The organism is Oceanicaulis sp., from assembly GCF_965249665.1.
Lineage (GTDB): Bacteria > Pseudomonadota > Alphaproteobacteria > Caulobacterales > Maricaulaceae > Oceanicaulis.
On sequence record NZ_OZ252247.1, the window covers coordinates 2188998 to 2213487 of the forward strand.

Below are 24490 nucleotides of genomic sequence, written 5' to 3' on the forward strand. Positions count from 1 at the left end.
GCACTGGCGAAAGATTGCGGCCCGGCGCTCCAAGCGCCGGGCCGTTTTCTTTTGAACAAAGCGTCAGGACTGCAAGGCCATCCGTGATGGGGTTACGATCACTGCGCTGCAACATAGCGCGCCTGTGAACGCCCGGACTGGACCTGGTCGACGGCGGCGGGTTGACCCCACGCAGCGCGCGTCGCAAGAACCTGCCATCACCGTATCCGATCTGCACGCCCGTTCGTTCGCGTCGGGGCGTCTTGAAGAAGGACTGGCCCATGAGCAAGCCGGACACCCCTTATCGCAAACGCGCGCTGGGCGACCGCGCGCTGAGCCCTGAAACCCTGATGATGAGCTATGGCTTTGACGCGAAAATGTCAGAGGGCTCCATCAAGCCGCCGGTGTTTCTGACCTCGACGTTCGCGTTTGCGACGGCGGAAGAGGGCGCGGCTTACTTCCGCATCATGGGCGGCAAGAAAGAAGCAGGCGATCCGGAAACGGCGGGCCTTTTGTATTCGCGTTTCAACAATCCCAATATGGAAGTGCTCGAAGATCGCCTGGCGGTTTTTGAGGGCGCCGAGGACGCCCTGGTGTTTTCATCGGGCATGGGCGCGATCTCCACCGTTCTGATGGGCCATTCCAAAGCCGGGGATGTGATCTTGCAGTCCACGCCGCTCTATGGCGGCACTGAGACCCTGATCCGTTCGATCCTGCCCCAGTACGGTATTTCAAGCGCAGATTTCTTCGCGGGTGCGTCTGAGGATGAAATCCGCAAGGTGGTGGACGCCGCCCTGAAACAGGGCCGCATTTCAGTTCTGTATTGCGAGACGCCGACCAATCCGACCAATGAAGTGGTCGACCTGCAATTGATGGCCAAGCTCGCCGATGAGATCGGCGAACGTCAGGGCCATCGCCCGCCTGTGGTGGTGGACAACACCATTCTGGGTCCGATCGGTCACAAACCGCTGGAGCTGGGCGGCGATATCGTCGTTTACTCGCTGACCAAGTATATTGGCGGCCATTCTGACCTGATCGGCGGGGCGGCGCTGGGCGCCTCTGATCTGATGCTGCCGGTTCGGAAGTTGCGCTCGGGTATGGGCACCAATCTGGACCCGCACACCTGCTGGATGCTGGCGCGTTCGCTGGAGACCGTCACCCTGCGCATGCGCGCTGCGTTTGAAGGCGCCCGTCGGGTGGCTGAGTATCTGCGTGACCATCCCAAGGTGAAGCGCGTACGCTATCTGGGCTTCCTTGAGGAGGGCTCTCGCGATCATGAAGTGCACCAGCGTCAGTCAGGCGATATGCACGGTTCGACCTTCGCTTTTGACGTGGAGGGCGGCCAGGCGGCGTCTTTCCGCATGCTCAACGCACTGAAAGTCGCAAAGCTCGCCGTGTCGCTCGGGGGGACGGAAACCCTGATCTGTCATCCGGGCAGCACCACGCACGCGGCTGTGGCGCCGGACCTTCAGGAACGTCTGGGCTTTGACCCCGGCATGGTGCGCGTGTCGATCGGGGTGGAGAATCCGGACGATCTGATCGCCGATTTCGAGCAGGCCCTCGCTGAAGTCTAAACCAGAAGGACAGCCATGACTGACATCTCCCTCGACCAGGACGAACGCAAGGTTCTCGATTGGGTTGAAGGCCGGGGCGATCATATGATCGACACGGTTAAAGCCTGGTCGCAGATCAATTCAGGCAGCCGCAATCTCGACGGGCTCGAGACCATGCGGTCTTTGTTGTCTGACGCGTTTGCCGAGCTTGAGGGCGATGTCAGCGCGGTCGAGCTGGAGCCGTCCACGACAGTCGAGCTGGATGGCGAAATCAAGGAGGTGCCCTATACGCCCTCCATGAAGGTCTCAAAGCGTCCCGAAGCGCCGGTTCGTATCGTCCTGACGGGCCACCATGACACGGTGTTCCCCAAGGGGTGCGGCTTTGAAGACTGGCGCCTTCTGGATGAGGACACGATCAACGGGCCGGGCGTCGCCGACATGAAGGGCGGTCTGTTGGTGATGCTGCACGCGCTGTTGGCGCTGGAGCGCAGCCCCTGGGTCAGTCAGGTCGGTTACGACATTCTGGTCAGCCCGGATGAAGAGATCGGTTCCCTGGGTTCAGGCCCTGTCCTGATGGATCTGGGCGCCAAGGCCCATGTGGGCATGACGTATGAGCCGGCTTTGGCCGATGGCTCCTTGGCGGGCGCGCGCAAGGGCTCGGGCAATTTCTCGCTCCGCTGCCGCGGTCGCGCCGCCCATGCGGGTCGTGAACATCATCTGGGACGCAATGCCATTGTCGCCGCAGCGGACTTCGCGCGCGGACTGGACCTTCTCAATGGCCAGCGTCCGGACATCACCTTCAATGTGTCTCGCATCGACGGCGGAGGGGCGCCGAATGTAGTGCCGGATCTGGGAATTTGCCGCTTCAATGTGCGGGTGAAAACAGAAGATGACGCCCTGTGGGCCAAGGCCGAGATCGAGAAACTCGTGCGCGCAACGGATGCCCGCGACGGGATCACGGCGGATCTTCACGGCGGCTTCACCCGTCCGCCCAAGCCGATGAGCGCCGCCAATCAGCGCATGTTCGACTGGACGCGCACCGCCGGACAGGCCATAGGTCTAGACATAAAATGGGCCGATACGGGCGGTGTGTGCGAAGGCAATAATCTGTGGGCGTCCGGCTGTCCGAATGTGGACACGCTGGGGGTGCGCGGGGCCGACATTCACTCTGATCGCGAGATCGCCAAGCTTTCGAGCTTTGTCGAGCGCGCGCAATTGTCAGCGGTGATGTTGATGCAGTTCGCCCGGGGACGGTTCAATGCATCAGACGCCCGCGCGCTCAGCCAGACGGGCTGACAAAAAGTAAAAAGGGGGACGCGCCATGCTTGTGGTGCGCGCCGCACGGTCTGCGGACCATGCCGCATTTGTCGATCTGGCGAGGGCTGCCGGCCCTGGCTTCACCAGCCTGTCGCTTGATGACGAAGCGCTTCACGCCAAGCTGCTCAAGTCTGAACAGGCGTTTGAAGGCAAGCTGCCGGACCGGTCAGACTGCGTCTACCAGCTCATGCTGGAAGATGATGTGACGGGCCAGGTTTACGGAACGGCCGCAGTGAAGGCGCAAGTGGGGGTGAAGAAGCCCTATTTCGACTTCAAGATTTTCACCATCGCCCAGTCGTCAAAAGAAGCGGAGCGCCGCTTTGATATGGACGCCATGTTGCTGGTGAATGATTTCGCGGGCTGCACCGAAGTGGGGTCCTTGTTTGTCAGCGACGCCTTGCGCGGCTCGGGCGCCGGGCGCCTCACCTCTCAATGCCGCTATATGCTGGTGGCTGCGGACCGGTCGCGCTTTGGCGCGCGCGTCTTGTCTGAATTGCGCGGGGTGGTGGACGAGGCGGGGGAGTCTGTTTTTTACGAGCATGTCACCCGGCCGTTCTTCCGCATGAGTTTTGAAGAGGCGGATTCCCTGTCAGCGGCGACGGAAAACCAGTTCATCCTCGACCTGATGCCACGCAGCCCCATCTTTCTCGACCTGCTGCCCAGCGAAGTTCAGGCTGTGATCGGCAAGACCCATCCCCACGGCGCCAACGCTTTGCGTCTGCTGGAGGATGAAGGGTTTCGCTATGATCGCTATGTGGACATTTTTGACGGCGGGCCGCTGGTCAGCTGCGAGACGGATGATGTGCGCACCATCAAGGATAGCCACCTGATGACCGTGGCGGGCCGTGCTCCGGGGGCTGAGCGGGTTCGGGCGCTGGTCTCAAACAATCAAATGCCTGATTTTCGATGCGTGCATGCAGAAGTCAGCGTCACAGGCGACGCTGTGTCTCTGGATGCCGACGCGGCCCGGGCGCTGAAAGCCAGCCCCGGGGACACCGTACGTCTGTGGACGAAGGAGCTCAGCTAATGGCGCATTCCGCATTTATCTCAGGGCAGTGGGTGTCTGGCGGCGGCGCCAGCATCGTGTCGATCAACCCTGCGGACGGCGAGACCGTCTGGACCGGCTCCAGCGCCTCCCCCGACAGCGTCCGGCAGGCTTTCGCGGCCGCACGCTTAGCCTTTGAAGACTGGGCGCTGACCTCTTATGACACGCGCCGCGCCGTGGTTCAGGCCTATGGCGATATCGTCAAAGCGGAGGCTGATCATATTGCCCAGCTGATCAGCCGCGAAACCGGCAAGCCGCTCTGGGAGACCAAGGGCGAGGCCGGCGCCATGGCGGCGAAAGTGGGCGTGTCAATTCAGGCCCATGACGAACGCGCGGGCCGTAAAGTCACTGAAACCGAATTCGGTGAAGCCGTGCTCGACCATAAACCCCTGGGCGTGATGTTCGTGTTGGGGCCGTATAATTTCCCCGGTCATTTGCCGAACGGCCATATCATTCCGGCGCTCCTGGCGGGCAACACCCTCGTCTTCAAGCCCTCCGAGCTGACCCCGGCTGTGGGCGAGTTCATGGTTCAGTGCTGGGAAAAGGCGGGTTTGCCCGCCGGTGTGCTGAACCTTGTGCAGGGCGCTCGGGAGACCGGCGCGGCGGCGCTGGACGATCCGGATCTCGATGGCGTGCTGTTCACCGGCAGCTGGAATACCGGCGCTTTCATACACAAGAAATTCGCCGGACGTACCGGTATCCAGCTGGCGCTGGAGATGGGTGGCAATAATCCGCTCGTCGTGTGGGACGCTGCCGATGCGGAAGCCGCCGCACGCATCGCTGTCTTGTCGAGCTATATCACCGCCGGCCAGCGCTGTTCGTGCGCGCGTCGCCTGATCCTTCCGGAAGGCGCGGCGGGGGATCAGGTGGTCGATCATCTGGTGGAGATGATCAAAAAGCTGAGCGTCAATGTCTGGAACGCTGACCCTGAGCCCTTCATGGGGCCGCTGGTCTCTGCGCAAGCGGCGCGCCATGTGCTCAAGGCGCAAGACGATTTGATTGCGCTCGGCGCCAGGCCCATCGTCAAGTCTGAAGCCATGGCGCTGGGGGACGCCTTTGTCAGCCCGGGCCTTCTGGATGTGGATGGCGTGACCACGCCGGATGAAGAAGTTTTTGGTCCGCTTTTGCAGGTGCGCCGGGCGGACAGTTTTGAAGCGGCCCTCGCGGAAGCCAACAACACCGCCTATGGCCTGTCGGCGGGGCTGGTGTCTGATTCAGAAACGCTGTGGAAGCGGTTCTGGGCGGGCAGCCGCGCCGGCATCGTCAATCGCAACCGCCCCACGCCGGGCGCGGCGTCCACCATGCCGTTCGGCGGGCCGGGCCAGTCGGGCAATCTGCGTCCGAGCGCGTATTATGCGGCGGATTATGTCGCCTATCCGGTCGCGACCCAGGCGGCGTCGACCGTTGAAAAACTGCCGGTGAAAGGGCTGTAAGTCATGAGCGCGGTGGAAGCCAATTTCGATGGTCTGGTTGGTCCGACCCATAATTATGGCGGGCTCGCGCCGGGCAATCTGGCCAGCGCGAAAAATTCAGGCTCTATCGCGGCGCCGCGCGCCGGTGTGCTGGAAGGCCTCGCAAAAGCGAAATCATTGGCCGATGCGGGCCTGGTCCAGGGCGTATTGCCGCCGCAGGAGCGGCCGTACATCCCCCAGCTGAAAGCGCTGGGGTTTTCTGGCGCCAGTGATGGCGCGATCTGGGAAGCCGCTTATAAGGCCCAGCCCGCGCTCGCGCTGAACATGTTGTCGGCGAGCTCCATGTGGGCGGCGAATGCGGCCACGGTCAGCCCCAGCGCTGACACATCAGACGGACGTCTGCATTTCACGCCGGCGAACCTCCTGACGGCGTTGCACCGCTCGATTGAGGGCGAGCAGACCCGGCGGGCGCTGTCGGCGATCTTCTCCGACCCTTCGCGCTTCGCCGTGCATGATGCGCTGCCTTATCAGTCCGCCTTCGCCGATGAGGGCGCGGCCAATCATGTGCGCCTGTGCGCCGAGCATGGCGGGCAGGGCGTCGAGATTTTTGTGCATGGCCGCGATGCGTTCGAAGCCTGGGACGGCAAGTTTCCGGCCCGGCAAACCTTGCAAGCGTGTGAAGCCGTTGAGCGCCGTCATGGCCTGAAGCCTGAGCGCACAGTACATATTCGCCAGTCGCGCAAAGCCATTGAGGCCGGCGCCTTTCATAATGACGTGGTGTGTGTGGGCACGGGCCCCGTGCTGTTCTTTCACGAGCACGCCTTTGAGGACAAAGCCGCGGCGCTCGACGCCATCCGCCGTGCGGCGGACGGTCTGTTCGACCCGATATTTGTGGAAGTTCCCGATGCGGACGTGCCGCTTGGCGATGCGATCACCTCTTATATTTTCAATTCCCAGCTTCTGATCATGCCGGGGGTGGACCGTCAGGTCCTTTTGGCGCCCAGCGAAACCGAAGAGACAGAGTCCACCAATGTGTATTGCGCAAGAATGGTGGCGGGCAATGGCCCCATAGGCGCGGTGAAGTTCGCCCATGTGCGCCAGTCCATGCGCAATGGCGGCGGGCCTGCCTGTTTGCGCTTACGGGTGGTTCTGACGGAGGCCGAGCTTAGGTCGGTCAATCCCAAGGTAATGATGGATGATGCGCTTTATGCATCGCTGACCGCTTGGGCGCAGACCCATTACCGCGAGGAACTGGCGCCGGGGGATCTGGGCGATCCGGCGCTTGTGACGGAAAGCCGAGAGGCGCTGGACGCTTTGACCAGCATTCTGGGGCTGGGATCTGACTTTTATCCCTTTCAGCGGGCGGGCGCCTGAGGCTTTCAGCCTGAGAGCGGACACAAAAAACCCCGGCGCTCAGCGCCGGGGTTTTTCTTGATGGCCTGATACGTGGTTAGCGCACGCACAGCACGTCCGCCAGCGCTTCTCGACCCTGGACCGTGCGGCGTTCATCCAGCGACCAGACCGACCCCCGAGCGCGCACCGTGCCGTAATAGACGGCGCGGTTCATGCCGCTGACCCGGCACAGATCATTCGCCGCGCTTTGACCGCAGCGGCCATAGCCGCCGCCTTCACACGCTGAAACGGCATAGCCGTTAACGGTGGGCTCGGCGAAGAACACCGTCGCGACGCCCCGCACGCCGCCATCGACCCGGTTGGAGCCATAGCCGGGACGACCGCCGTAATCGTAATCATCACGCACAACGCGCCGATTGGTGGCGGAGGTGATCTCGCGGTTCAGGTTGAACGTGCCCAGATTGCGCACATCGCGATCAATCTGGACGCAGCGACCGCCAAAATCATCATGCTGGCAGAAGGTCCAGTCGCCCGAATGCACCTCGATGGACTGGGCGGCGTCGTTGAAGCCCAGTCGGCTCAGATTTCCAACCGGTTCAATCAAAGTGACGCTGCGGCCGGTGAAGTTCGTGCCGGACCACAAGGTGACGCCATTATCGCGCGTGCGCCCGCGTCGTCCCTGGTCATGGACAGGGCGCACTGAGCTGATGCGGTCATTGAACGCCCATTGAGTCATGTTCGGCAGATCGGAATCAATCACCTGGCAGGAGCCGCGATATCCGGAGTCAATGCAGACCTCCCATTGACCGCGGCTGACACGGATCGAGCTGGCCATGTCGTTGAAGTTCACCCAGTCAAGGTTTTCCGCGTCAGAGTCGATCACCACGGATCGGCCCTGATAATTCGGCGCGTCATACAGGGTGATGGTCGCGCCTCGCTGACGGTCGCCTCGATCTCCGCGGCCATTGCGTTGGGCTTCAGCCAGGTCCGCCACGACGACCAGTCCGGCCAAGGCGGCGAGCATTACAGGGGCGAAACGCATTTCAGTCTCCTAACAACCAGATCAGAGTAGGCCTCAGTCTATGAAGCCCTCAACCTGAACCGGGACTGAAAGCCATTTCGCCCCGTCATTCATCTACGCTTCAAGACCTTAATAGCCTTGAGCGTTTCCGTCCTTGCGCATCTCGCTGGCGCCATAAAGAACGCCGGTGTCGCGATCCCGCCATATGGCCTGATAACCGCCAAAGCCGCCATCACTGTCGCCGATGACATGGCCGCGCGCTTCCAGCGCGGCGCGGACTTCTGCAGGCACGCCGCTTTCCAGATGCACAACGCCAACGCCTGCAGTTTCACCGGCATCGCCGGTTTCAGAGGTCGAGCCGTCATGGCGCCAGCGCGCGGCATCGCCCGCTTCTTGAACATTGAGCCCGAAATCGATGATGTTGGAGACGATCTGCACATGCCCCTGGGGCTGCATGCCGCCGCCCATCAGACCAAAACTCATCACGCCGTCGCCTTCCTGCGTGATCATGGCGGGAATGATGGTGTGGAAGGGCCGCTTGCCTGGCGCGTAGACATTGGGGTGGTTCGGATCAAGGCTGAACAGCTCGCCGCGATCTTGCAGCATGAAGCCCAGCCCGTCGGGCACCAGACCCGTGCCCATGCCGCGGAAGTTGGACTGGATCAGCGACACCATCATGCCGTTTCCGTCCGCTACTGTCAGATAAGTCGTGTCGCCGTCTTCCAGAATGGCAGGATCGCCATGGGTCACGCTCTCCATGGCCTGTTCCATGGAGATGAGGGCGCGACGCTGATCGGCGTAAGCCTCGCTCAGGAGCGCCTCGATCGGAGCCGGGGCGAAATCGGGATCGGCGTAGAAGCGCGCCCGGTCTTCAAAGGCGAGCCGTTTGGCTTCGATCTGCACATGCAGCGCGTCAGCGCTCATATAGCCCATGCCGGCGAGGTCATAGTCTTCCAGGATTTGCAGCATTTGCAGAGCGGCGATGCCCTGTCCCTGGGGCGGCAATTCCCACACATCATAGCCGCGATAATTGACGCTGACCGGGTCCACCCATTCCGAGCGGTGATTGGCGAGATCCTCATAGCGGATCCAGCCGCCAATGCGTTGCATATAGGCGTCGATAGTGCGGGCGATCTCGCCTTCGTAAAAGGCGTCTCGCCCGCCTTCAGCGATCTGCTGCAAGGTGTTCGCCAGATCCGGATTGCGGAAAATTTCGCCTTCACGCGGCGCATCGCCGTCTTCGGTCAGATAGGTGGCGCGGGCGTTGTCAAACTCCTCGAACTGGTCCTGTGAGAACCGGTTCTCGAGGATGGTCATGTTGCGATCCCAGTAATAGGCGATGGTCTGGGTGAGAGGGAAACCCGCTTCAGCGTAGCGGATAGTGGGGGCGAGGATGTCCGACATCGGCATTTCGCCAAAGCGCTCGTGCAGGGTGTACCAGCCATCCACCGTCCCGGGCACGGACACGGGCAGGGCGCCGAGCGGGGGAATGGCGCCGTCTTCGCCGACGATCTCGACAACCTCGTCATAGCTCAGCCCCATGGGCGAGCGACCGGCGCCGTTCAGGCCATAGACCTGGCGCGTTTCAGGGTCATAGACGATGACAAAAATGTCGCCGCCAATACCGTTGCCCGTGGGCTCCATCAGACCCAGCGCTGCATTGGCGGCGATGGCCGCGTCCACCGCATTGCCGCCAGCCTTCAAGATGTCGAGCGCAACCTGGGTCGCGAGCGGGTGGGCGGTCGCGGCCATGCCGTTCGTCGCGGTGACGGGCGAGCGGGTGGCGAAATGATCGCCGCTCACCCGGTCGCCGGGATAAAAGTCCTGCGCGCCTGCTGACGCTCCAAATTCACTAAAGGCCATGGCGGCGACGACGCCCGCGGCGGCGATCTTTTTCATCTGTTTGCTCCCCGTCTGTGCGGCAGGCTTCTGGCCTGCACGTTAGGAACAAGTAGATAAGCCCGCGCCCAAAGGATCAAGACCTAGTTCGGCGTATCTCCGTCATCATCGCCTCCGTCTGTCGGCTCGTCTGCGGCGCCGTCATCATCATTGCGGGCATTGTTCAGGAGCTGACCGAACAGGCCGCGCACCACATCCTCGGGGGAGGCGGGCTCTTGACCGTCGCCGCTATCGCCGATCTGGCCGCCGATCAGACGCCCGGCTTGCTGGCGCAGCAGATTGCGCGCGACCGCTTCAAAGTCGATCCCGGCGGAGACCGAGTTGAAACCGCCCCGTAAGCGCACCGGCACTTCCAGCCCCTGAAGGTCGAGCTCGCCGCCCTGACCGGCCAGGGACTGCACCGCCCGCGTAGTGAGGCGGTAATCAATACTTTGACCGCCCAGATCGATTTCGCCATTGCCCAGCACGCGCAAGAGCGGGCTCAGCATTGTGGTGTCGGTATTGCGCACCACGCCGTTGGTGATCGTAAAACTGCCGCCCAAGCTGGAGAAATCCGTCTGTTCGGTATCGGCGAAGGCGGTGGGCAGGGCCCGGTTTTGCAGCGCGGTCTGAATGGTTCGGATCATCTGGGCCAGATTGACGCCGCGCAGCGCGCCATCGGTGAAATCAAAGCGCCCCGTGCCAGACAGCGAGTTCATGATGGCCGCCGGGCTGGCGCCGCTGGCGGTGAGGTCCATGCTCATGCCGCCATCGCCGATCAGGCGGTCAAACTGCGCCGCCGCCAGCAAGAAGGGCTGGGCCTCCAGCCCGTCCAGACTGGCGTTGAAAGAGAAGCTGGGCGTGTTGGACCGCGCATTGATCACTGCCACGGCTTCGCCCAGACCGCCATAAAGCTGGAACCGGTTCAGACGCGCGGTCATCCGGCCCTGGTCCACCGTGATCAGGGCGGTCACGTCGCTGATCTCGATATCGCGCGCTTTCAGCTCATCGGCGCGAATGGTCAGTTCGGAATCCATGGTGCGCAGGGGCGCCAGATCAATCGGCTCATCGCTCCATTGCGACACCCCTGAATTGGCGTTGTGTCCCGCCTGTGGCGCACTGTCTGCGGGTATATAAGGGGTGAGATCGAGCAGGGCGGTGCTCAGATTGCCCGTAATGCGCGGCCGCGCGCCGGCAGAATTCAGCGTCAGATCACCATTGGCGGCCACATCGTCAAACTGGACCCTCGCGCCGCGCAGCCGCACGATGCCGGGTTCGCCGGACAGGTCCGAGCGCGCACTGAACTGGCGGAAGATGTCGCCATCAGGCAGGTCCGCCCCCAGATAGCGCGCCAAAGCCCGCAGGGGCAGCGTCACATCCACCTCGCCCTCATAGGCCAGTTCAGGGCTCTCCAGAAAGCGCCCCTCCAGCGTCAGATCCGCCAACGGGCCGTTCAGCGTGGTCAAGAACGGCGTTTCCCGCCCCTCAAAGAAATCGCGCAGGGAGCCGAGCTCGATCGTGAACGTCATCGGACGGCCATCCGCCTCAAACGATCCGCGCAAACCCACGGGATCGTCGACAGAGGGCAGCTCCACAGTCAGATCCAGCGCTTCGATCCGCCGGCTTTGCGATCCGTCCTCAAAATAGACGGCGCCGTTCTGGATGCGCACATCGCCAAAGCTGGCGTCAAAGGGCAGGGCGCCGGGCTGACGCCGGAAGCCCTCGCTCGAGGATGTCTGGGCTGTCTGCTCCGCACCGGTTCCGAACGTCCAGTTGTTGCCGCGCGCGTTCGACTGAAGCCGGATCACCGGCTCGACCAGCACGAACTCCTCGATCTCCACCTGGCGCGACAAGAGCGGGATCAACGCCACAGACACCCGCATTTCCTGCATTTCGGCGAACGGCGCCTCGCCAAAGCCCGGCGCATTTGCGATCTCCGCGTTTTGGGCGCGCACCTGAAGCTGGGGCAGGATTTGCAGGCGGATATCGCCGCTCAACCGCACCTCGCGGCCCAGGGTCTGGCTGGCGGCGGTCTGGGTGCGGTCACGAATAAGATCCGTAGGGATAAGCGCGGGCGCCAGAACAGCCACGCCAATCACCAGAACGAACAGGACTAGCAGGGCGATAATCAGACGGCGCATGAGCTCAGCTCCAACACTGGTACGTTCAAGGGCGGGCGCAGCCCGTCCCCCGCTTGCGGATTTCCCGCGATGAGCGACAATGATTCACCATATCGCTCAGTCTGGCCACAGCAGGTAAGGGCTGGAAGCGGCGATTTGATGGCGAACAGGCCGCAAGAATATACAGGGGAGAGCATGATGACCGAAGACGAACTGAACGCCTTGCCGCGCGTCACCATGGGGCGCCGTGAATTGCTGGTCGGCCTGGCGGCGGGCACGGTGTTTCCGCTGGCGGGCTGCGCGACTGATGGCGGCTTTGGCGCGGCTTTGGTGTCTGACGCCCAGATCATGCAGGCTTCCCAAGCCGCCTGGGAGCAGGCGCGCCAGCAAGAGCGCATCAGCCAGGATCGTACGCTCAATAACCGTGTGCGCCGCGTCGGCCAGCGGATTGTTCCGGCGTCCGGACTGACCCAATACCAGTGGGAATTCGTAGTCTTTGACTCAGACCAGCAAAACGCCTGGGTGCTGCCCGGCGGCAAGGTCGCCTTCTATCGCGGCATCCTTGAGACCATGAGCAATGATGACCAGGTGGCCACGGTGATGGGCCATGAAGTGGCGCATCTCAGCCGCAATCACGCTGCTCAGCGCGCCCGCCAACAAGCCGCGGCGGGGCTGGGACTGGCTGTGGTGAACGCGGGTCTCGGCGCGGCCAATGTGGAGAACAGCGACACCTGGGCCGGCATATTGGGGACGGGCGTCACCTATGGCGTGCTCTTGCCCTATTCGCGCCAGCATGAGCTGGAAGCGGATATTCTGGGCGTCGATTACATGGCGCGATCGGGTTACCGTCCGTCAGAAGCGCTGGAATTCTGGCGCACCAAGGCCGCGCAAAACGCGCGTCGTCCGATCGAGTTGATGTCCACCCACCCCTCGGACGCCACACGCATTGAAAATCTCGAGCGTCATATCGCCGAGCGGGGCTATGCCTGAGCACTGAACCGGGTGTGCGCAAAGCGCAGACACGGGTCTTGCGCGCCGCCGCACGCAGCGCTAGTTTCCGCGCCCTGCCGACCGGGCTTCCAAGCCCCGGCAGGGCGCATAGCGTGCCGCCTTAGCTCAGTTGGTTAGAGCGCTAGATTGTGGATCTAGAGGTCTCTGGTTCGATTCCAGAAGGCGGTACCATTTTTCATTCATTTGATCACACGACACCGCACGGATGCGGCTTACGCCAGCGCCCGTCTGAGCGCCGTAAGCGCCTTCTCTCTCGAACCGGACACATCGACGCGGGTCCAGCCTTGGGGTTCGGACTCCTTGAATTGCTTTTCAAGCACCTCCACACCGGCGTCGGACGCATCTCCGCGGCGCGCGGCGACGCGGGCGCGCAGCTCCTCCGCCGGAGCCTCCAGCCAGAGCGTTTTCACCTCGCCGTCGAACTCTCGGGTGATGTCCGCGAGGTTGGCCTCGGACTTTTCTGACAGGAAGGTTGCGTCGAGGATGCAGGCATAGCCTGCGCCGAGGCAGGCGCGCGCCTGCTGCGCCATGTCCGCATAGACACGGGCCGAGGCTTCAGGCGTGTAGGCGCTGGGCGGCAAGGGGGCTTCCGGCGACTGCCCGACCATCACCTTGCGAATGACGTCGCTGCGCAAAATGATCGCGCCGGGGCGCTTGCCGAGCGTCGTCGGCGCGATGGCGCTGGCGAGGGTGGATTTACCGGTGCCCGAGCGGCCGCCCAGCGCGATCAGCAAGGGCTTCGGCGATGGGGCGAGACACTCAAGCGCCAGATCGAGATAGGCCTCGGCCTCTACGTGCCGACCGGCCAGGCCGTTCGCCATGGCGCGCACGGCGGCGCGCAGCGACAGATAGAGATCAAACAGGGGCAGACCGTCATAATCGCGAGTCCGCGCCAGATAACGATTGAGCAAAGCGTTCGACGCCCATCCCGCCTTGAAGTGCATAAAATCCATCACCGGGAAGGCGGCGTCATAAAGCAGATCGATCGTGCTCAGGGTATCGTCAAACTCCAGCGCGTCATAGCCGATGAGCTGGTCCCGCCAGACACAGATATTCTTCAGGTGCAGGTCGGCGTGAACCTGACGCACCTTGCCCTGTCGCGCCCGGTCTTCGCACAACCCAGCGTGGGTCTTGAGCGCTGAGTGCGCCAGCGCACGCCAGCGTGCGCTCCGGTCCCGCCCCTCTTGGTCCGTCTCCGCCATTTGCAGATCGCCGCCGATTTGATCAATCAGGCCTGAAACGGTTTCCGAGGCGCCTGATTGGGCGCTCTGCGGTGCGCGCTCATGATTGGCGGCCAGATTGTCGGCGAAGCGCTCGACCTGCGACATGGTCAGCCTGCCAGCCTTCAGGCGCTTGTCGAGCCGGTCTTCATCGTCAAAGCGGTGCATCCGCACCAGCCAGTCCACGGGAGCGGCGCGGGGCCGGTCCCCGCCGATCTGGAAGCCCGCTGGGGTTTTCCAGACGGGCGCGACGTCCAGATACAAGGATTGCGCCCAGTCGGTATTGGCGGCGAGCTCCCGTTCACAATACCGGCGGCGCTTTTCAGGGGTGGAATAATCCACAAAGTCGAGGGTGAGGGCGCGTTTGAGTTTCAGAACGGTCTGCGGGCCGACAAACACATGCGACAAATGCGTGTCGATGCGCTGGGGCGTTTCGCCATCATGCGCCTCCGACGTGCTCAGATAGGCGATAAGCTCCGCCTGTTCCGGGGCGATGGGGCGGGACACTGCAGACTCAGTCATGAGAGGCGACTCCAGCCGATCTGGTCGCGAGAGGGGTCACGATAGGGCCTCCCGCCGTCCGCTGTCATCCGCCCCGCACCCCAAAAATTCCCCGGAGCCGAGAAAATGTGATCGCCAACTGGCTGCTAAAAAAGCGGAAAGGCAATTGGTCCACAGCTTCCGCCTAAATCGTTAACGCGAGGTCTTGCGAGTCTGGCGAATTGCGACACCATTAATTCTTCACGCGAATCCCTAAGCTCGAAGAGGCGGATATGGGACGGTTGAGTTCAGGCGGGACGACACAGTTTGTCATTATCGAGAGTGATCCGATTTATTCGGATGCAGAACTCGACCGGATTTGCGCGCGCCATGAGATCGCGTCAACGCATCGCAGCTCGCTGAAGCGGGTGCTGGAAGAGGCGGGGCAAGTCTATCTCGATCAAATGCAGCTCAATGGCCGTCCGACCCAAACGATCCGGCTGCGTCAGGATTTGCGCAAGGGTCTGTGCCTTCTGACCGAGCTGATCGAGCTGGTGCCTGATCTCAGAGAGCCGGGGCAGACCGGGGCTGATTCCGCGCATGCGGCGGCTTTGCGTGAAGGGGATCGGCAGGTCAAAGCCGCAGCGACCAGCAGTCTCGCCTTGCTGGCGGATGCGCCTTCGACCTTGTCCTATTTGCGAGACGTGTACGAACTGGCGCTGGAAAGCGCGGCGCGCGGCGCGCGCGGCGCCCCAGAGCGCGCCCGGACGCTTGATCGCTGGCGCAGCCCGATCATCGAGTTCTACACCCTGACGCTGGGGCGGACCTGGATGGACACCGGCACCGAGCATGACGGCGAGCGTTTTGTCCGTGATTGCCTGTCCGTCCTTGAAGAGGGCGCCTCCAGTGAAGAGCTGGATATCGCCGCCGCAGAGGCGACGGGCTGAGCTTAAGCCGCTTTTGGAGATGGCACGGGCTACTTACTGGCTTTCACCGTCTGACTGCATGGCGCGCGCTTCGATCAGCCGCCGGGCCATGGAGGCGTCATCTACCTCTTCTATGGAATGTATCCGGCAGCGCCCGCCATCGGGAACCACGAGATACTCAAATCGCGCATTACAGATGCGGGTTGTGTCAGGAAAGCTGAGGCCGATCTGCATGCCGCGTCCCAAGCCGTAACAGGATCGACGGGTCGTTACGAGATAATGGCGGTTCGCGCCGCCGCTCAGCAGCAAATGCTGGTCACCAAGCGTGCTATAGCCGTTGATATTGACCAGACGCACGCAGGGTGAATTCTCAGAGGCCTGAGGCACGGATTCCGCCTGCGCCATCGCGGCGCCGGACAAGAAAAGGGGCGTGAAAAGGGCGGCGCCCAGCACGGTTGCAGCAAGTCCCATGGCTATGCCTTTCGTCTCAGATTACATCACTGGGGCCGATACTTGTTTCGTCCCGTGGATGCGCCCGCCCCATGTCAGTTCGTAATCTATCCCAAAACCTGGCCGAGCACATCGTCATCGTGGGCGGAGGCGCGATCGGCCTAGCGAGCGCCTGGGCGCTTTGCGAAAAAGGCGTGCGCGTGACAGTTCTGGAGGCCGGCAAGGCGGGCGAGGGCGCGCTTTGGGCGTCCGGGGGAATGCTGGCGGCGGGGTTTGAAACCTGCTTTGAGCTTGATCCCGCTCACCCGCTGGCGGCGTCCTATGCGGATTTTCTTGGCCGGTCTTTGCGGTTGTGGGGCGATTGGGCGCCGACGCTGCAGGCACGGAGCGGGCAAGCGTTAGGGTATGATAGTCAAGGTTCTGTCACCCCGGCCTTCACGCGCGCCGAAATGGATCGCCTTGATCAGGCCGAGGCTCTGGCCAAAAGGTTCGGCATACAGGCGACGCGGGTCAGCGGTGAAGCGCTCGCTCATCTTGAACCCGCCCTTGCTAAGTCGCGCTGCGCTTTGACGTTTCCCCATGACGGGCAACTGGATAACCGGGCCTTGGGGCGTGTTCTGTCTGACGCTGTGCGAAGCCGGGGCGGGGAGGTCGTTCAACAGCGCCGGGTGACGGGGCTTGACCGGAGCGCCGGGCAGGTCCGGGGCGTTGTTTTGGAGACGGGTGAGCGCCTGGCCGCAGACGCTGTGATCCTGGCGACCGGCGCTGAGCGCTTCGCCGATATGCCTGCCTTCGCGACAATGACGCCGGTCAAAGGCCAGATGATCCGCTTTGAGTCCTCCGATCTTGCAGCGCCCAAGCGCGTGGTGCGCGGCCTGTCGATCTATCTGGCGGCCAAATCGGGCGGGCGCCTGATCGCCGGCGCCAGCTCTGAACCGGGGGAAAGGGCGCAGGAGACGGATCCCGATACACTTGAGCGCTTGAAAACGGCCGCGTGCGCGGCGATGCCTGCGCTGGCGGGGCGTCCGGTGGTGGAGAGCTGGGCCGGACTGCGACCGTTTTCATCTGACGCCATGCCGATTGTGGGAGAGGCGGAACCCGGGCTGTATCTGGCGCTGGGCGCATACCGCAACGGGGTTCTGACGGCGCCAGGCATGGCGGAGTTGCTGCTACAGGCGCTTGGGGCTGACCCTCGTACAGACTTAGCCAAGGCGTTCTCGCCTGAGCGGCCGGGGCTGAAGGCTTAACGAATGTTTACCACATCTCTGGCACGCTTGAGAGATAACGATTCGTGGTGTCAGTCATGTCCGATCCAATCAGCAATTCAGGCGCAAATGCGCTGTCGCCTTCGAGCCTGATCGCCCGAGCGGCGCAAAGCACGGGCGCGGATTTTGATTTTCTGATGCGCACTGCGGCGCGCGAAAGCGGCTTTGACGCCAATGCGCGCGCGACCACGTCCAGCGCGGCGGGCATGTTCCAGTTCATCGAGCAAACCTGGTTCGCCATGGTGTCGCGGTATGGGGCCGAGCACGGCCTTGGGGATGCGGCGGCGTCCATCGAGCAAAATTCCGACGGGCGGTTTCGGGTGTCTGATCCGGCCCAGCGTGAGGCAGTGCTCAATCTGCGCCTTGATCCGCAGGCTGCGTCTGTCATGGCGGGCGAGCTGGCGGCGGAGAATGCGAACCGGATCGAGAGCGCCATCGGACGCAAACCCACGAGCGGTGAGCTTTATGCGGCCCATTTCCTGGGCGCAGGCGGGGCGGTCCGCCTGATCGAAGCGGTTGAAGCCAATCCCAATCAGCGCGCGGATCAGTTGTTTCCTAACGCCGCTGCGGCCAACCGACCTGTATTTTATGACAACGGGCGTCCACTCAAGGCCAGCGAACTCATGGAGAATCTGACCGGAGAGGCTGTGACCCTGACCCGTGAAGTCGCTTCAGTGACGGACGCTTCCTCGCCTGTGACGGCGATGGCGGCCTCCTGGGCGCGCTATGCTCAGAGCGCTTACGGATCGGCCCGAGTGGGCGATGGCGTGTTGACCCCGGCAGTGGTGGAACTGCTTGCATCTCTGCGCGCTCCCGAGCGCTCGTCTTCCGAAAGATAAATTCGGCGATAATTCGCGCAACAGGTCGTTAACTTCTTGTTGAGACCCTAAGGGCGCGAACAGACCAATTATGAGGCTCGTATTGCCATGACTGTTCAGACCCTTCGTGCTCGCCTGACCCGCGATGATATCCAGCGCTTGTCAGACGCCACTGATGCAGAAGGCCGCGCGCTGGCTGCGCGCAAATTCTGCGCCCGCTTTGCGTCCGTGGACCTGAGCGATGACGAACGCAAGATCGGATCGGAGGTCGTCCGGCTTCTCGCCGATGATGCGGCGGAGCTCGTGCGTCGTTCGCTGTCGGTCACTCTGCAACGCTCCTCGCATCTGCCGCCGGATGTGGCGCGCAAGCTGGCGCACGACATCGACTCCATCGCCATGCCTGTCATCGCCGGCTCGCCGGTTCTCAGCGATGAGGACCTGGTGGAGATCGTGCGCTCGTCGCCATCGCGTCGGCAGGCGGCGGTCGCCGCCCGATCAGACGTGTCCGAGGTCGTGGTCCATGAAATTGTGGAAGTGGGCGACCGCGAGGCGGTCAAGATTCTCGCTTCCAATAATGGCGCCCGGTTCGATGCGCGCGGCTATGCGTCCGCGCTTAGCCGGTTTGACGGGGATGCAGACGTTCTGGACCAGTTCGTGTTGCGCAGCTCTCTGCCGGTCGCGATCACCGAGAAACTGATCGCTCATATTTCTGATAGCGCGATGCAGACCCTGGTGAACCGCCACGCCCTGCCGGCCCAACTGGCCGTTGAATTGGCGGAAGGCGCCCGCGAACGCGCAACAGTGGACCTTGTCGAACAAGCTGGCCTGTCTGACGAACCACGCCGTTTCGTTCAGCAATTGCAATTGAACGGACGTCTGACGCCGTCCTTGATCCTGCGCTCGCTCTTTAGAGGCCATATGAGCTTTTTTGAGCATTGCATGGCCGAAATGAGCGGCGTCACGCATGAAAAAGCGTGGCTGCTCGTTCATGACGCGGGGTCGTTAGGGCTTGAGACGCTGTTCAAGCGCGCTGGCATGCCCGAGCGGATCCTGCCGGTTGCGCGCTCGGCAGTATCAGCCTGGCATTCGCTTGAGATTGGCCCGAATGGAACGCCGGATATCGTGAGGTTCCGCCGCCTGTTGGCCGAACGTATCCTCACCCAGTTCCAGGGCGTGCCCCAGGCTGAGCTGGATTACATTCTAGATCGTCTCGACGCCGATGAGGCGGAGCTGAGCCAGATGCGCCTGTCCGCCGCCAGCTAGACACTGGCGAGCGAAACATCTTTTTGAATTGAAAAGTCGCGTGGTCGGCGGGGATTAATCCGCGCCGACCAGTGCGATAACTTGCGTTTCCAGCTCTTCTGCGAGCTGACGGCCCACAGGATCATCTTCAGTACGGATATTCTGGATGAGCGCCGCGCGGATCGAGCTGGCATGGGCGCGAACCAGAGACAAGGGCGCAATTGACCGGCGCTCTTTGGTCTCGACCAGTTTGGCGAGCGAGCCGGAAATGCGCGAGATGATCGGAAACTCATAAGTGGAGCCAAGACCGCGCAGATCATGGGCGGACGTGAACAGCATTTCGCCGCTTTCACCCAGAAGACCGTCTTGGCTGACAGAATCGATCAGGGCTTCCATTTTGGTGACTTCTTCAGCCAGCCAGTCCTGGAACTGGTGCTTGATCTGCCCCAAAGCCATTTCAGCGCGTTCGATAGCCGCTTGATCTGCTGGAGGAAGTTTTCCGCCAACCTTGGCCTTGAGCATGTTCGGCGGATTGATGATCTCAACCGACTTGTCAGGTTTTGCCATGCTTAGAAGGCTCCGCTTCCCATGTGTTCGTCTTGATCTCTACGCACCACGACGTTCTTCTTCCGTGGGCGAGTCTACCTTACGGCGTCGGTCTGGTCCAAAAAAGCTGTCAGAATCGACAAACCGCCGCGGTTTTCTGAATATCGCGGAAATGTGTTGGTAAATGCTTTCCGGGCTGAACGGTTTGACCATAAATTCTGTGACGCCGGCGTCTCGGGCGATTTTCACGCGCTCGACCTCCGCATAACAGGTGAGCATGATGATCGGCAGCGTTGCGCACGGGCTTTTGCGCGGATCGCGCACCCAGCGCACCAATGAGATGCCGTCCACCGGTTCCATCTTCCAGTCGCAGATCAGCAAATCCACATGCTCATGCTGCAAGATGTCCATGGCTGCGCGCACATCGCCGGCTTCGTAAATCCGCCCAGCACCCATCGCGTTCAGGATGGTGCGCAGGATGCCTCGCATGGCGGCGTTGTCATCGACAATCGCCACCGTCATTCGATCCAGTGCGAGATAGGCGTCCTGCGGTTTCAATCCGGGCTCCCTGCCAGTGTAGGCCTTGGGTAGCAGTCAGACTTTAATGCCCGGTAAGCCATGAGGTTAGGTGGCGAATTGCTCGAGCAGAATACGCTCGTCCAGCGCGCGCCCCTTATCAAACAGCATGGTCAGGGTGTGGCCGGGCGCCTGGCAGATGGTAACCGTCTCGGCGTCCCGGAACTCCTTGTTGTCTGCAACGACGGCGACCGGGCGCTTGCGCGGTTCCAGCACGTCAAAGCGGACCATGGAGGACTGGCGTAACAGCGCCCCGCGCCATCGCCTGGGTCGGAAGGCGCTGATCGGCGTCAAGGCCAGCAAGGTCGCGTCCAGCGGCAGGATCGGCCCATGAGCGGAAAAGTTATAGGCTGTAGAACCTGCTGGCGTCGCCACCAGCACGCCATCCGCCGCTAATTCTTCCAGGCGGGTTTTGCCATCAATGCTCACGCGGATTTTAGCGGTCTGCCGGGTCTCGCGCAGCAATGAAACTTCATTGATCGCGAGCGCTTCAAAGGTTTGCCCGCGGGTGTCGCGGACAATGGCGCGCAAGGGGTGGATTTCGGCGCGTTCGGCCTGTTCCAGGCGGGCGATGAGATCCTCGACGCACGGCTCGTTCATCAAAAAGCCCACGGACCCGAAATTCATGCCGAACACAGGGATTTTGCGGCCCATGACGGAGTGAAGCGCATCCAGCATCACGCCATCGCCCCCCAAGGCAATCAGCACATCTGCGTCCAGCAGATCGCTTTCTCCATAGCGTTCGACAAGATCGGCCTTGGCCGCTTGGGCGTCATCACGATCAGAGACGTGGTAGGCCAGGCGCATGACGGCTCCTGTCAGCTCGCCGTGAAGGCGCGGCGGGGAAGAGAAAGGCTTAGTGGATTGAACCGTCTGCGCTCATCCGGTGCAAGGCCTGACGTGCGGTGTCTCGGGAGTATTGCTGATATAACTCCCCAACAGCCTTTTTGGCGGCGTCTGCGGGCAAATGATGCGCGCGGCCCTGGTCGCACAAGGCTTCAAAGAAGAGATGCGCGTGATCAATATTCATAGCCATGGCGCGCGCCGCAAGTATTGACACGCGGACCGGGGAGCGGCGCAGCGCCTGCCGCCAATCCGCAGGCGCCAGACCGGTCAGGCGCGCAACCGCGTGGTCGGAGATATCGGCGCGACCGTTCTGGGTGGCGCGCAAGACGTCTTCAGCGTTCAGTGCTTCACTTTCGTGCAATTGGTTGCTGAGGCTGGCGCCGAGATCATCAAGGCTGTCCTCATCATGGTCCGCGTCAGTTGCGCCTAGGTGGACAAGGGCTTCGGGACACACCTCTTTCAGCAGCGCGCTGACGGCGTCTCCGGCCGCGTCATAGAGCGCTTGCGCGAACTCAAGCTCCAGCGATCCCCGTTGAGACAAGGCGTTCTGCAATAAGGCGTCAGCCTTGATGATATCTGCGGTTTGTTCAGCGCAGACTGCGCTCAGTTGGGCGCCGAGATTGGCAAAGAGCTGCGCCAGACAGTCGCGCTCGCGATACCCGCTCAGTCGCTCCGCCAGGGATTTGCTGATGCACCGGCGCTTCGCCAGCGCCAGTCTCTGGTCCGCCCCCAAGGCCGTGAGCGCCAGCAAGTCCTGCTCTTTCAGGCAGGGCGAATGCGATAAAATGAGGGCTGACACTTCGTAAGCGTCAAAGGCCAGAACCCGCACCGCCTCCAGCGGCGCCCATTCACATTGCGAGAGTTTCAACGCCGCCTGAATGCGCACACGCGCCTCGGCTGCTTGTAAAAAACCTGTGAGATGAACATCGATCTCATCCAGGACCGGTTCAGGCAAAGGCCGAAGCGTGCAAAGATCAGTTAACGCGAGCGCTTTGCGTCCCGCCTTGTCAGGCGGAATCGTAGACGTGGTCACAGGGTCTGAGGTCGAACGCAGCATTTGCCCCTCATGCTAAATCGGCCTGACCGAAAGAAACATTAGCCCAAATTGACTGAATCTTGGTTAGTGAATCATTATCAACGGCGGAGTTTGAGATGGCTAAAGACATGAATGCAGTTGCCTTTAGTGCTCTAAGAGACCGCTATAACGCTGTTCGCTCGCGGACGGAGTCCCTCTCTGCGGTGTTTTCTGCAGAAGACTTATGCGCGCAGACCATGCCGGATGTCTCGCCGGGCAAATGGCATCTCGCTCATGTGACATGGTTTTGGGAGACGTTTCTGCTCTCAGAAGCGCAACCGGGCTATCAGCCCTTTGATCCGCGATTCAATTATCTGTTCAATTCTTATTATGAAGCGATCGGCGAGCGCCATGCGCGCCCGGAGCGAGGCTTCCTGACCCGGCCCGGCCTTGAAGAGGTTCTGAGCTATCGCGCCCATGTGGATCGCGCCGTTAATGACTGGTTTGATCAGGCGAGCGCTGAGACGATCGAACGCTATCGCACCGTGATCGAGACCGGCATTGCGCATGAAGAACAGCATCAGGAACTCTTCCTGACAGACATCAAGCATGTGCTGTCGCGCAACAGCTTTCCCCAGACGGCTTACGCGCGGACGCTGGACGCGGCGCCGGATCTGATCGCAACACGTCCGGACCCGGTCTGGCTGAGCTTTGAGGGCGGGCTTGCGGAGTTCGGTCATGAAGGAGACGCGTTCGCCTTTGATAATGAAGGTCCGCGGCACAAGGCATGGCTGGATCCCTTCGCTTTGGCGTCTCGTCCGGTCAGCAACGCTGAATATCTCGCTTTCATTGAGGATGGAGGCTATGAGCGGCCGGAATTCTGGCTCTCTGAGGGGTGGGCGCGGATGCAGGATGAGGGGCGCACTCAGCCGTTTTACTGGCGCCGCCCGGAGGGTCGATGGACTGAATTCACCTTGCATGGCGAGCAGGCGTTACACCCTGATGCGCCTGTCAGCCATCTCGACTATTTCGAGGCGAGCGCCTTTGCCAGCTGGGCGGGCGCCCGTCTGCCGGAAGAGCGCGAATGGGAGCACGCCGCGCAGGGATTTGGGGCGGACACAGGGCGCTGGGCGAGCGCCGACAGCGTGCTTCACCCTCAGCCGCAGACATCGGCTGCACATCTGCAAGCCATGTTCGGTGAAGTCTGGGAATGGACCCGGTCCGCCTATAGCGCCTATCCCGGTTTTGCGCCTGCAGAGGGTGCGATTGGTGAGTACAATGGCAAATTCATGTGCGGCCAGTTCGTATTGCGGGGCGGATCATGCCTGACGGCCCCCGACCATGCGCGGACCACCTATCGCAATTTCTTCCCGCCGGACGCCCAATGGCAGATGACCGGGTTACGCCTGGCCAAAGACCTTTAGTCGCGCCTGTGCTTGCCCGTCGGGCATGGGCAGAGCCATAAAAATGCGGTAAACAGTGTTCACAGAACCGCCAAAGAGCGGGAGAGCGCAGACAACGCCTGTCAGAGGGAGGAGAGCCTTATGGACGACGCCAGCCAAATCTCGGTGAAAGACCAGGTCAGCGAAGACGAGTGGAAAGCGCGGTGCGACCTCGCGGCGCTCTACCGTCTGGCGCGGATGCACAAATGGGATGATCTGTTTTTCACCCATATCTCCATGCGCGTTCCCGGTCCCGACGAGCATTTCCTGATCAACCCGTTCGGCCTTTTGTTTGAAGATGTGACGGCGTCCAACCTGGTGAAGGTCGATATTGAGGGCAATGTCCTGCCGCCATCGCGCTATGGCATCAATCCCGCGGGTTTCACCATTCACTCCGCGATCCACCATGCACGCCCGGATGTGAAGGTCGCCATGCACCTTCACACTGATCAGGGCGTCGCGGTGGCGGCTCAGAAACGCGGCCTCCTGCCGATTTCTCAGCTGGCGATGAATGTGATGAAGGACGTGACCTATCACGACTATGAAGGCATCGCGCTGGATGCGGACGAGAAGGAGCGTCTGGTCGCTGATCTGGGCGCGAATAATCTGATGATCTTGCGTAATCACGGCACGCTGACCGTGGGAGACCACCCGTTCAATTGCTATCTGCGCATGTATTTGCTGGAGCGCGCCTGTTCGATCCAGACCCTCGCTCAGGGCGCGGGCGCAGAGTTGATTGAATGGGATGACGCCATGCAGACCCGGGTCTTCAAGCAAGGCGAAGAAGGGGTCACAAATGAGCTCTTCCTTGAGATCGCCTGGCACGCCCTTCGTGGCCGCGTGGATCGTGAAAGCCCGGGATATGACGTATAAATTTCCCGCTTGAGGGGAATTTTCTGGACAAGTCGCCGCGCCTGAGTTTGGCTTCCTGTAAAGGGGCTGGGCGATGGGCGGCGGTGGCCAGGCAAATAAGTG

21 protein-coding genes and 1 tRNA gene are annotated in these 24490 nt (G+C 61.9%); 13 read left to right on the forward strand and 9 right to left on the reverse strand.

What is annotated here, in order from left to right:
* The first annotated feature begins 260 nt into the window (after positions 1-260).
* Genes ACP154_RS10540 through astB form a run of 5 tightly spaced genes read left to right on the forward strand, consistent with a single transcriptional unit; the run spans position 261 to position 6680 of the window.
* On the forward strand, positions 261-1553 hold the full coding sequence (locus tag ACP154_RS10540) for a cystathionine gamma-synthase family protein (RefSeq protein WP_107712935.1): 1293 nt from the start codon (positions 261-263) through the stop codon (positions 1551-1553).
* A gap of 15 nt (positions 1554-1568) precedes the next feature.
* Positions 1569-2828: a hydrolase gene (locus ACP154_RS10545; protein WP_421859378.1), complete on the forward strand. Its 1260-nt coding sequence runs from the start codon at positions 1569-1571 to the stop codon at positions 2826-2828.
* A gap of 25 nt (positions 2829-2853) precedes the next feature.
* A complete protein-coding gene (locus ACP154_RS10550; RefSeq protein ID WP_421859375.1) occupies positions 2854-3876 on the forward strand; it encodes an arginine N-succinyltransferase in 1023 nt (340 codons plus the stop codon).
* On the forward strand, positions 3876-5327 hold the full coding sequence (astD, locus tag ACP154_RS10555) for a succinylglutamate-semialdehyde dehydrogenase (RefSeq protein WP_421859372.1): 1452 nt from the start codon (positions 3876-3878) through the stop codon (positions 5325-5327). Before ACP154_RS10550 ends, astD begins: the two co-directional genes overlap by 1 nt.
* Positions 5328-5330: 3 nt before the next feature.
* Positions 5331-6680 carry an N-succinylarginine dihydrolase gene (gene astB, locus ACP154_RS10560; RefSeq protein ID WP_421859369.1) on the forward strand — a complete coding sequence of 450 codons (1350 nt, stop codon included), beginning with the start codon at positions 5331-5333 and terminating at the stop codon, positions 6678-6680.
* A 76-nt stretch (positions 6681-6756) separates the two neighbouring features.
* Here astB and ACP154_RS10565 read toward each other — a convergent pair whose 3' ends face one another.
* The 3 genes from ACP154_RS10565 to ACP154_RS10575 form a co-directional block, all read right to left on the reverse strand.
* Positions 6757-7701: a beta/gamma crystallin-related protein gene (locus ACP154_RS10565; protein ID WP_421859366.1), complete on the reverse strand. Its 945-nt coding sequence runs from the start codon at positions 7699-7701 to the stop codon at positions 6757-6759.
* 108 nt (positions 7702-7809) lie between these two features.
* Positions 7810-9543: a gamma-glutamyltransferase gene (gene ggt, locus ACP154_RS10570; protein ID WP_421861476.1), complete on the reverse strand. Its 1734-nt coding sequence runs from the start codon at positions 9541-9543 to the stop codon at positions 7810-7812.
* 119 nt (positions 9544-9662) lie between these two features.
* The gene (locus tag ACP154_RS10575; protein WP_421859363.1) at positions 9663-11699 is read right to left on the reverse strand and encodes an AsmA family protein; all 2037 of its coding nucleotides are present in this window, start codon (positions 11697-11699) and stop codon (positions 9663-9665) included.
* 177 nt (positions 11700-11876) lie between these two features.
* Between ACP154_RS10575 and ACP154_RS10580 the strand changes: the two genes are divergently transcribed.
* Together ACP154_RS10580 and ACP154_RS10585 are read left to right on the forward strand one after the other, a co-directional pair.
* Entirely contained in the window at positions 11877-12668 is a 792-nt protein-coding gene (locus ACP154_RS10580) for a M48 family metallopeptidase (RefSeq protein ID WP_421859360.1), read from the forward strand.
* 115 nt (positions 12669-12783) lie between these two features.
* Positions 12784-12860 (forward strand) — tRNA-His (locus ACP154_RS10585).
* A 41-nt stretch (positions 12861-12901) separates the two neighbouring features.
* Here the strand turns inward: ACP154_RS10585 and ACP154_RS10590 are convergent.
* Positions 12902-14431, reverse strand: a complete 1530-nt coding sequence (locus ACP154_RS10590) for an AAA family ATPase (protein WP_421859358.1) — start codon at positions 14429-14431, stop codon at positions 12902-12904.
* 251 nt (positions 14432-14682) lie between these two features.
* Here ACP154_RS10590 and ACP154_RS10595 point away from each other — a divergent pair, with 251 nt between their 5' ends.
* Positions 14683-15336, forward strand: a complete 654-nt coding sequence (locus ACP154_RS10595; RefSeq protein ID WP_421859356.1) for a hypothetical protein — start codon at positions 14683-14685, stop codon at positions 15334-15336.
* Positions 15337-15369: 33 nt separating this feature from the next.
* Here ACP154_RS10595 and ACP154_RS10600 read toward each other — a convergent pair whose 3' ends face one another.
* Complete coding sequence (locus ACP154_RS10600) at positions 15370-15786, reverse strand: DUF6491 family protein (RefSeq protein WP_421859352.1); 417 nt, start codon at positions 15784-15786, stop codon at positions 15370-15372.
* Between the two features lie 71 nt (positions 15787-15857).
* Between ACP154_RS10600 and ACP154_RS10605 the strand changes: the two genes are divergently transcribed.
* From ACP154_RS10605 to ACP154_RS10615, 3 genes are all read left to right on the forward strand, one after another.
* Complete coding sequence (locus ACP154_RS10605) at positions 15858-17012, forward strand: NAD(P)/FAD-dependent oxidoreductase (protein ID WP_421859349.1); 1155 nt, start codon at positions 15858-15860, stop codon at positions 17010-17012.
* Positions 17013-17068: 56 nt separating this feature from the next.
* The gene (locus ACP154_RS10610; protein WP_421859346.1) at positions 17069-17869 is read left to right on the forward strand and encodes a hypothetical protein; all 801 of its coding nucleotides are present in this window, start codon (positions 17069-17071) and stop codon (positions 17867-17869) included.
* 87 nt (positions 17870-17956) lie between these two features.
* Positions 17957-19111 (forward strand): DUF2336 domain-containing protein, encoded by a 1155-nt coding sequence (locus ACP154_RS10615; RefSeq protein ID WP_107712949.1) that lies wholly within the window; start codon positions 17957-17959, stop codon positions 19109-19111.
* A 54-nt stretch (positions 19112-19165) separates the two neighbouring features.
* Here ACP154_RS10615 and ACP154_RS10620 read toward each other — a convergent pair whose 3' ends face one another.
* The 4 genes from ACP154_RS10620 to ACP154_RS10635 all read right to left on the reverse strand — a co-directional run bounded on the left by ACP154_RS10620 (position 19166) and on the right by ACP154_RS10635 (position 22115).
* Entirely contained in the window at positions 19166-19657 is a 492-nt protein-coding gene (locus tag ACP154_RS10620) for an Hpt domain-containing protein (protein ID WP_107712950.1), read from the reverse strand.
* Positions 19658-19696: 39 nt separating this feature from the next.
* Complete coding sequence (locus tag ACP154_RS10625) at positions 19697-20194, reverse strand: response regulator (protein WP_421859343.1); 498 nt, start codon at positions 20192-20194, stop codon at positions 19697-19699.
* Positions 20195-20260: 66 nt separating this feature from the next.
* Positions 20261-21019, reverse strand: coding sequence for an NAD kinase (locus ACP154_RS10630; protein WP_107712952.1), 759 nt, complete (start codon positions 21017-21019; stop codon positions 20261-20263).
* Positions 21020-21068: 49 nt separating this feature from the next.
* Positions 21069-22115 carry a DUF2336 domain-containing protein gene (locus ACP154_RS10635; protein WP_421859341.1) on the reverse strand — a complete coding sequence of 349 codons (1047 nt, stop codon included), beginning with the start codon at positions 22113-22115 and terminating at the stop codon, positions 21069-21071.
* A gap of 95 nt (positions 22116-22210) precedes the next feature.
* Between ACP154_RS10635 and egtB the strand changes: the two genes are divergently transcribed.
* Together egtB and ACP154_RS10645 are read left to right on the forward strand one after the other, a co-directional pair.
* Positions 22211-23497, forward strand: a complete 1287-nt coding sequence (gene egtB / locus ACP154_RS10640; RefSeq protein WP_421859338.1) for an ergothioneine biosynthesis protein EgtB — start codon at positions 22211-22213, stop codon at positions 23495-23497.
* Positions 23498-23617: 120 nt separating this feature from the next.
* A complete protein-coding gene (locus tag ACP154_RS10645; RefSeq protein WP_107712955.1) occupies positions 23618-24388 on the forward strand; it encodes a class II aldolase/adducin family protein in 771 nt (256 codons plus the stop codon).
* Positions 24389-24490: the final 102 nt, after the last annotated feature.

Bases quoted from the DNA above. Each gene is read 5' to 3' on its own strand.
- astD (WP_421859372.1), top strand. From the start codon at position 3,876: ATGGCGCATTCCGCATTTATCTCAGGGCAGTGGGTGTCTGGCGGCGGC.
- ACP154_RS10580 (WP_421859360.1), top strand. From the start codon at position 11,877: ATGACCGAAGACGAACTGAACGCCTTGCCGCGCGTCACCATGGGGCGC.
- ggt (WP_421861476.1), bottom strand. From the start codon at position 9,543: ATGGCCTTTAGTGAATTTGGAGCGTCAGCAGGCGCGCAGGACTTTTAT.
- ACP154_RS10630 (WP_107712952.1), bottom strand. From the start codon at position 21,019: ATGCGCCTGGCCTACCACGTCTCTGATCGTGATGACGCCCAAGCGGCC.
- ACP154_RS10575 (WP_421859363.1), bottom strand. From the start codon at position 11,699: ATGCGCCGTCTGATTATCGCCCTGCTAGTCCTGTTCGTTCTGGTGATT.
- ACP154_RS10565 (WP_421859366.1), bottom strand. From the start codon at position 7,701: ATGCGTTTCGCCCCTGTAATGCTCGCCGCCTTGGCCGGACTGGTCGTC.
- ACP154_RS10615 (WP_107712949.1), top strand. From the start codon at position 17,957: ATGACTGTTCAGACCCTTCGTGCTCGCCTGACCCGCGATGATATCCAG.
- ACP154_RS10605 (WP_421859349.1), top strand. From the start codon at position 15,858: ATGTCAGTTCGTAATCTATCCCAAAACCTGGCCGAGCACATCGTCATC.
- egtB (WP_421859338.1), top strand. From the start codon at position 22,211: ATGGCTAAAGACATGAATGCAGTTGCCTTTAGTGCTCTAAGAGACCGC.
- ACP154_RS10590 (WP_421859358.1), bottom strand. From the start codon at position 14,431: ATGACTGAGTCTGCAGTGTCCCGCCCCATCGCCCCGGAACAGGCGGAG.
- ACP154_RS10595 (WP_421859356.1), top strand. From the start codon at position 14,683: ATGGGACGGTTGAGTTCAGGCGGGACGACACAGTTTGTCATTATCGAG.
- ACP154_RS10600 (WP_421859352.1), bottom strand. From the start codon at position 15,786: ATGGGACTTGCTGCAACCGTGCTGGGCGCCGCCCTTTTCACGCCCCTT.
- ACP154_RS10620 (WP_107712950.1), bottom strand. From the start codon at position 19,657: ATGGCAAAACCTGACAAGTCGGTTGAGATCATCAATCCGCCGAACATG.
- ACP154_RS10545 (WP_421859378.1), top strand. From the start codon at position 1,569: ATGACTGACATCTCCCTCGACCAGGACGAACGCAAGGTTCTCGATTGG.
- ACP154_RS10635 (WP_421859341.1), bottom strand. From the start codon at position 22,115: ATGCTGCGTTCGACCTCAGACCCTGTGACCACGTCTACGATTCCGCCT.
- astB (WP_421859369.1), top strand. From the start codon at position 5,331: ATGAGCGCGGTGGAAGCCAATTTCGATGGTCTGGTTGGTCCGACCCAT.
- ACP154_RS10645 (WP_107712955.1), top strand. From the start codon at position 23,618: ATGGACGACGCCAGCCAAATCTCGGTGAAAGACCAGGTCAGCGAAGAC.
- ACP154_RS10610 (WP_421859346.1), top strand. From the start codon at position 17,069: ATGTCCGATCCAATCAGCAATTCAGGCGCAAATGCGCTGTCGCCTTCG.
- ACP154_RS10540 (WP_107712935.1), top strand. From the start codon at position 261: ATGAGCAAGCCGGACACCCCTTATCGCAAACGCGCGCTGGGCGACCGC.
- ACP154_RS10550 (WP_421859375.1), top strand. From the start codon at position 2,854: ATGCTTGTGGTGCGCGCCGCACGGTCTGCGGACCATGCCGCATTTGTC.